Annotated in this window: 1 tRNA gene and 1 rRNA gene; both read left to right on the top strand. The window is 49.5% G+C overall.

The features are described from left to right. Positions 1–53 precede the first annotated feature (53 nt). Positions 54–129: transfer RNA gene (locus EBQ12_RS19260), tRNA-Ala, on the top strand. Positions 130–256: 127 nt separating this feature from the next. Beyond that, positions 257–386 (top strand): 16S ribosomal RNA (locus EBQ12_RS19255); the annotation flags it as partial.

Raw genomic sequence — 386 nt, 5'->3', positions numbered from 1 at the left:
TTTGGGACCAAGGGGTCGCAGGTTCGAATCCTGTCTTCCCGACCATCTTTTATGGGGCCTTAGCTCAGCTGGGAGAGCGCCTGCCTTGCACGCAGGAGGTCAGCGGTTCGATCCCGCTAGGCTCCACCAATATGATCTTTGAAAACTAAACAAGACAAAACGTACCTGTTAATTCGAGTTTTTATAAAAAAATCCTATGATACTTCATAGGTAGTCAGTCAAACGCTGACGAAAAACAAAACTTCGGTTTTGTACTTTTTCGGAGAGTTTGATCCTGGCTCAGGACGAACGCTGGCGGCGTGCCTAATACATGCAAGTCGAGCGGACAGAAGGGAGCTTGCTCCCAGATGTTAGCGGCGGACGGGTGAGTAACACGTGGGTAACCT

It is taken from the genome of Bacillus sp. 2B09 (assembly GCF_003946835.1).
Taxonomy (GTDB): Bacteria; Bacillota; Bacilli; order Bacillales; family Bacillaceae; genus Bacillus; species Bacillus altitudinis.
Note: the sequence above shows the minus strand (reverse complement) of the source record. Positions and strands in the feature narration are given on the sequence as shown.